This is a genomic window from Baaleninema simplex PCC 7105 (assembly GCF_000332355.1).
Lineage (GTDB): Bacteria > Cyanobacteriota > Cyanobacteriia > Cyanobacteriales > Geitlerinemataceae > Baaleninema > Baaleninema simplex.
In genome coordinates this window covers 1,789,997-1,796,489 of sequence record NZ_KB235958.1, presented here as the reverse complement: position 1 = coordinate 1,796,489, position 6,493 = coordinate 1,789,997, and the positions used below count along the sequence as shown (strand labels likewise).

Annotated in this window: 4 protein-coding genes and 2 pseudogenes; 1 reads left to right on the top strand and 5 read right to left on the bottom strand. The window is 51.7% G+C overall.

The features are described from left to right. Positions 1–178: 178 nt before the first annotated feature. Positions 179–469, bottom strand: coding sequence for an FMN-dependent NADH-azoreductase (locus tag GEI7105_RS29890; RefSeq protein WP_035492913.1), 291 nt, complete (start codon positions 467–469; stop codon positions 179–181). 140 nt (positions 470–609) lie between these two features. Between GEI7105_RS29890 and GEI7105_RS0110000 the strand changes: the two genes are divergently transcribed. Then, complete coding sequence (locus GEI7105_RS0110000; protein ID WP_017660335.1) at positions 610–1,512, top strand: helix-turn-helix domain-containing protein; 903 nt, start codon at positions 610–612, stop codon at positions 1,510–1,512. A gap of 89 nt (positions 1,513–1,601) precedes the next feature. Here GEI7105_RS0110000 and GEI7105_RS29885 read toward each other — a convergent pair whose 3' ends face one another. The 4 genes and pseudogenes from GEI7105_RS29885 to GEI7105_RS39445 form a co-directional block, all read right to left on the bottom strand. Further along, positions 1,602–4,823: an efflux RND transporter permease subunit gene (locus tag GEI7105_RS29885; protein ID WP_017660334.1), complete on the bottom strand. Its 3,222-nt coding sequence runs from the start codon at positions 4,821–4,823 to the stop codon at positions 1,602–1,604. A 201-nt stretch (positions 4,824–5,024) separates the two neighbouring features. Continuing rightward, on the bottom strand, positions 5,025–5,495 hold the full coding sequence (locus GEI7105_RS0109990) for a FixH family protein (protein ID WP_017660333.1): 471 nt from the start codon (positions 5,493–5,495) through the stop codon (positions 5,025–5,027). 81 nt (positions 5,496–5,576) lie between these two features. Continuing rightward, a pseudogene (locus GEI7105_RS34700) lies at positions 5,577–6,103 on the bottom strand (transposase); the annotation flags it as partial. A 129-nt stretch (positions 6,104–6,232) separates the two neighbouring features. Beyond that, positions 6,233–6,493 (bottom strand): annotated as a pseudogene (locus tag GEI7105_RS39445) (IS5/IS1182 family transposase); the annotation flags it as partial.

Genomic DNA, 6,493 nt, shown 5'->3' with positions numbered 1-6,493 from the left:
GCCGGCAGTTTTACTGTCTTTTTTTGTGTCAATTTTTCCCAAACTTCATAATTTTGTCGAGAAATATTATTGTAACTTATAAAGTGGACGAGTTAAGTCAATTCAGATTTATACCTTGAGCAAGACGGCTTCTTGTTCATTTTCCACCCCCAGCTTTTGATAACTTTTTCAGCAAACCCTACATAGGCACACCGAAAACATAAATATCAGCCGCCAAAAACTCATCGACGAGTTCCTCGCTAACGCGCAACGCTTCTTCTAAATCTGGAGTTCGCTGTTCTGGGGGGGTAAAAGCCGCCACAATCCAAGCTTCAGTCACGGGAGGAGCGGGGTTACGCCCGATATCGCGATAGGTCACGCTCGTCTCTGGATGTGTTTGAACCCATCGCTCGACAAAAACTCTCGTCATTTTACGCGATCGCGATCGCTCTCCGCGCGGACTCGCATCGAGATGTAACAAACGAGCCATCTTTGAGAATCTCCTTTTCGATCGTATTCCGTCGTCAAATCGGTTACGATCGCAGATTAGACGAATTCAACGTGTCGGTCTACCTGAATCTTGCGTCATTATCAAAATCTTGCTGCGAGTTTCAAGAGGTCAGAACTCTGATGGCTAACTCTTCTCACGCATCGACCCCTGGCGCCACTGGAAAATCCGCACTCGAACCGACTTCCCCCCTGGCCTCGAGTCGAACGCTTGGATGGGAATCTCTGCTCGTCCGAGAATTTCAGGAACCACCGTGCAGTCTCGAGCGATCGGAGATGTGGCAAGACCACACGATCGTCCTGTGTTTAGCACCTCGTCCGCACCGCATCCACCACGTGGTGGGCGATCGTCGCTACACGGGAATTTATACCCAAGGCGATATTTCGATTACACCGGCGAAACTTCCTATTTCTTATCGAAACGAAGGGGACGATCGCTATTTGCACGTTCAAATGTCGCCCCAGTTTTTGCAAGAGGTCGCTCGAGAAGCTCTGGAGTTAGACTCAACACAAGTCGAACTCGTCACAGAATTTCGCGTCTGCAATCGGCAAATCAAACAAATTTTATTGATGTTGCGGGCAGAGTTACATCGAGGCGAGGGTCGAGCCGGACAGCTATATGTCGAATCCCTGGCGAACGTCTTGGCGGTCAGTTTACTGCGAGAGTATTCTACCGCCCGACTTCGTGTCGCACGGTACGAGGGAGGGTTAGGCGATCGCAAACTCCTTCAAGTTCTCGACTACATCAACGACTCTCTCGATCGAGACATCAAATTGGCGGATTTGGCGCAGTTAGTCGGAATCAGTAAATTTCACTTTAGCCGTCTGTTCGATCGATCTATGGGCGTTTCGCCTCACCAATATTTACTACAACAGCGAGTCGAACGGGCAAAGCAATTACTCAAACACTCTCAGTTGCCGATTTCAGACATTGCGTTGCAATGTGGGTTTAACAGTCAAAGTCACCTGAGCCACGCCTTCCGCAAACTGACTGGAGTTACACCCAGCGTTTACCGAAAAGGCTAAGCATCGTCGAGAAATGGGTTCTGCTGCACTCTAATGATGCTGGTCAGTCACAATCCTGTCGTGGCAAGGATGCAAAAACCGCAGTAGCATTACTCCTCATTACTACCCCAAACATGGGGATCTTGTCGATCGAGCGCCGGGTGACTTTCCACCCAACGAGGATCTCTCGAGATCTGCCGTTTTCGTCCCCGTGGTTTCAGCCATTGCGTCACATCGTCGATAACAGAGTAAACGACCGGTACGACAACGAGCGTCAGGAGCGTCGAGAACAGCAATCCCCCCAGAATCACCGTGGCGATCGGAGAATAGGCGTCGATGCCGATTTCGGGGAAAAACGCCAAGCGCACCACGACGATAACAGTGGTAAGGGTCGTCATCGTAATGGCTTTCAAGCGGGTTGGCCCCGCCATGCGAATCGCTTCATCTCGGGGAACCCCTTCCTCTCGTTTCGCGAGAATTAACTCGAGCAGTAGAATCGCCGCTGACAGGGATAACCCCGACAGAATTACGATGCCCAAAATCGACACAGTAGACAGGGTTTGTCGGGCCAAAATCAACCCGCCGAACACCCCCACCAACTGCAAGGGAACCGATAACATCATCACCAGCGGCTGAACGAAGGAACCAAACTGAATCACCAAAATCAGATAAATCAGCACCAACGAGACGAGCAGACCCTTCAACAAGCGATCGAACTCCACCATCATGTCCGTCATATCGCCCATTGAATCGATGCCGTAACCGGGGGGAAACGAGAGTTCCCGACCCGCTCCCATGGCGATCGCCATCGACAAATCCATCGATGCGGGGCCGCCCTTGCGATAGTAGCCGTTGACGTACACCACCCGCTTACCGTTGAGATGTTCGATGAGAGTCGGGCCGTTTCGCCGTTCCCAACTCGCCACGGTATTGAGCGGAACCTGTCGACCCATCGGCGTCGTCATGTAGGTTCCGGCAAGATTGTCTAACGTGCCTCGGTCTTCTTGCTCGTAACGCACCAAAATCGAGTTTTGCCGCAGGTTGGGAAGATTGTACGATCGCCGGGTATAACCGCCGTTCAAGGCGTAGCGAGCTTGTTCGGCGATCGCCTGTACGCTGAGTCCGAGTTCCTCGGCGCGGCGACGGTCTACTTCGAGCTGATATTCCGGCTGTGTCAACGCCGAACTCGTTTGAGGCATGACCAAACCGGGGGTATCCTTGGCAATATCCAGTACGTCGTTCGCCAGACGATGCAATACCTCCAAATCGTCGCCGTACACCGCTAACTGAATCGGTGCAGCCGAGGTCGCCATCACGTCAACCCCCATCTCTTTGAGAGCAATTCGACGCAAACCGGGGAGGGTGCGGCGAGCTTCGGCCTCGACGCTATCCATAATTTCCCAAATGTCGCGATCGCGATCGTCTTTCAACGTCACGATAAGAGACGCTGAATTGACGTTTCCCATGCTGTACCCGCTAAAGTACGTACTGTTGCGCGTCAACTCGAAACCCGTTTGAGACGAGACTTTGGCAATGTCGGGCTGTGCCAGTAAAATCTGCTCGAAGCGATAGGTACTTTCGTCGGTTTTGGCAAACGAGGTTCCCGGTTCCATTTCCAGAGATGCCATAAACTGACCCGAATCTCCCAGTGGCATCATTTCCTGGGGAACGAAGGGATAGAGAACGGCTGCCAGGACGAAGGACGCGCCCGCGATCGCCAAAGTAATTTCTCGATAGTTCAAACAGCGATCGAGCAGCCATCCGTAACCCCGTTCCAATTGACGAAATCCGACGCGAACGGGAGTTGTCAACCACTGAAGCCAGGTTTTTCGCGGTCTGGCTTGAGGCGGTTTCAAAACAAACGCCGCAATTAGCGGAATCAGCGTAATCGACACCAGTAGGGAGGCGACAAAGGCAAAGACCATCGGCCAAACCAGACCGACAAACATCAGCCCCGTCAGACCCCCCGCCAAAATGGTGGGAAGCAAGGCCGCAATCATCACGCAACTGGCGGCCGCACTGGCGAGAAACACCTCTTCCGTGCCGCGAACCGCTGCCCGTATAGGGGTCAGTCCCTCTTGAAGCTTACGATCGATCGAATCGATGACGATAATCGAGTCGTCGACTAACTTTCCGATCGCCATCATCATGCCGATCAGCGTCGAAGAGTTAAGGGACATTCCGATGGGAGCGAACGGTAGCATCGAAAGTGCCAGCGTCATGGGAATCGAGATCGTAATAATCGCCGTGGCGCGGAAATCTTCGAGAAATACGGCGATGACAATTCCCGCCAGCAAGACGCTAATCAGCAACTCCTGAAAGGTGCTGTCGAGAATAATATCGACCAGATACGAGTTATCGTAAGCCGCTTCAAAGCTCAGACCGGGATTTTCCGCCTGAATCTTGTCTAATTCTGCCCGAACCCGCTCGATGACATCGGGAGAACTCGAGTCTGGCTTTTGAATCACGTTGACCGCCAACGCCGCCCGACCGTTGTAGCGATAGCCGCTGCGCCGTTCTTCAAAAGTATCTTTGACGGTCGCCACGTCTCGCACGTAGACCACTTGCCCGTTCTGCTCTAAGACCGGGTAGCCAGCCACGTCTGACGCACTCAGCGCCCGCTTGTCTGCTCGTACCAGAATCTCCGAATCGCCTTGAGTGAGAACCCCAGCCCCCTGACTGACGTTGTTCGCGTCGATGGCGTCTCGCACTTGCAAAATCGACAGCCCGTAGGCGGCCAGTTTCTGGCGATCGATCTCGACTTGCAATTGTCGCTGATAGCCCCCAAAAATCGATACGGCTTGGACTTTGGGAACTTGAGTCAGGCGATCGACCAAGTGATTGTCCGCAAACTCCCGCAGTTGTACCGGATCCCACCCTTCTCCTCGCAGTGCCAAGGTCAACACCGGACGGTTCAAGGGGTCGATGGGCAAAACCCAGTAAGACCGGGAATTAAACCCATCGAGTCGAATATCTCCCTCGGTCGCCGTCATCAGGCTTTGTACCGACTGCACCGCTTTATCAATGTCGTCTCCCCAGGCGAACTGAATCGTCACCAGAGACATATCTTGCTGGGAGCTAGAGCGCACGAAGCGCACGCCGTCGAGTACCGTCATGCGTTGCTCGATGGGCTTGCTAATATAGGTTTCGACTTCCTGCGGCGACGACCCCGGTGCCATCGTGACGATGGAAACCAAGGGACTTTCGACGTAAGGCATCATCCGCACGGGAAGCAGAATCAGCGTCAGGACTGACAGCACGACCACTGCAACGTACAGTGCGGCCACTACGACCGGATTGGCGATCGACCAGCGGGTTAGGGCGCTTTTCATCGGAGAAGGCAAAAGGCAAGAGGAACAGCGGTAGGGTATGTGACGCGGCGGGGAAATGTGGCCGAAGTCAGGTCAAAGGACTGTTACCGCGTCACGCACCGCCCATGTACACCGCCCACATACAAGGGTGCATCTCGCAGTCGGAAAATTGGACGGACATCCGGTCAATGTTGTATTACCGGGAAACGCACCGACACATCATCAATTTCCGCTTTCGACCACGGTGATATCGAAGGCTTTTTCTCCCGATAGGGCAGGATCGGCGGATTCGACTTCCATCACCCACGCGCCCACCATGCCGAGGTTGGTTCGGACTTTGTACTGTCCGGGCCGATCGCCCGGTTCGACTTTGGACATGGCGGTCATGGGTTCGGTTCCCTCCATTTCCATCCAAAACTCGACTTGTAAGTCTTCGACGGGAACGGGTTCGTTGGTGGCAGGATCGATCGCCTCCACGACGAATTCCGCATCGCCCATCGGCACCGAACCGTCCTCGGGGGAAACCAGGGCGATCGCCACTCCGTCTTCTGCGGTCGAAGCGTCGGTATTTGCTGCGGTTTCGGTCGTCGTGGCGGCGGTATCGGCAGCCGTATCGCTGTCGGCCGGTGCGTTGTTGCTGCAAGCTGCGGTTAATACGGCAACGGCAATCCAGAGAAAGAAGAATTTTTTCATCGAATATCTCAACTGTAGTTAGGGTTTGCTGAAAAAGTTATCAAAAGCTGGGGGTGGAAAATGAACAAGAAGCCGTCTTGCTCAAGGTATAAATCTGAATTGACTTAACTCGTCCACTTTATAAGTTACAATAATATTTCTCGACAAAATTATGAAGTTTGGGAAAAATTGACACAAAAAAAGACAGTAAAACTGCCGGCTCAGCTTCACCAGGTTCATCACTAAAAAGGTCAGAGCGATGGAGGTTTCCGAAGTATTAGGCAGTTTAGCCATAACACGACTTAAGCTGAATCTTCTTTTGGCTTGTCCAAATTTCCCTCGATTGCATTACGAATGCGCTCATCTTCCTGGGTCTTGTTTTTTGGCTTCTCGGCTGAGGTTTTTAGGAGGTCTTCCTAAAGGCGGTCCGCTGAGACGAATTCCTCTTTCTTTACACCAAGCTCGATTAGCTCGGGTTCGATAAATTCGATCGGCGTGAACCGATGAGGGGTAAACTCCCGTATAGTCTTTGTAAGCTTCGACTTGCGAGATTAAATCTCCACTTTCATTATAATTATCCCAACTAATTTTTCGAGAAATACATATCCTTCTACACAACTGACTGATAACTGGCTCTTCGGAGTTTAGGGTGACAGAAAAACTAACTTCACGAGATTTCAAGGGTTTTGGCTCTCGAATCTTCAATTTTTTGTATCATGCTATACATTTATAACCACAAACTCCGAAGACCCTGATAACTTAGCCCCGAATTCCGTAGGACTTGCTGCCTTGCCTCTGACGATTGGACGGAGATGAGGTTGTGTTAAACTGACGATGCGATTTTCGATTTTATTTTTATGATTTGACCACATCCACTGCTGTTGACAGGTAATTTCACTGGAGACTAATAAATTCCTGTATTGCCTTCGGCTTAAGCATTCTAGGCTCGCTCCTTTCTCAATTAATTTCTCAATGTTTCGGAAGTTTCGTTGAAGATATTGGAGTTGTTTTTGACGGCA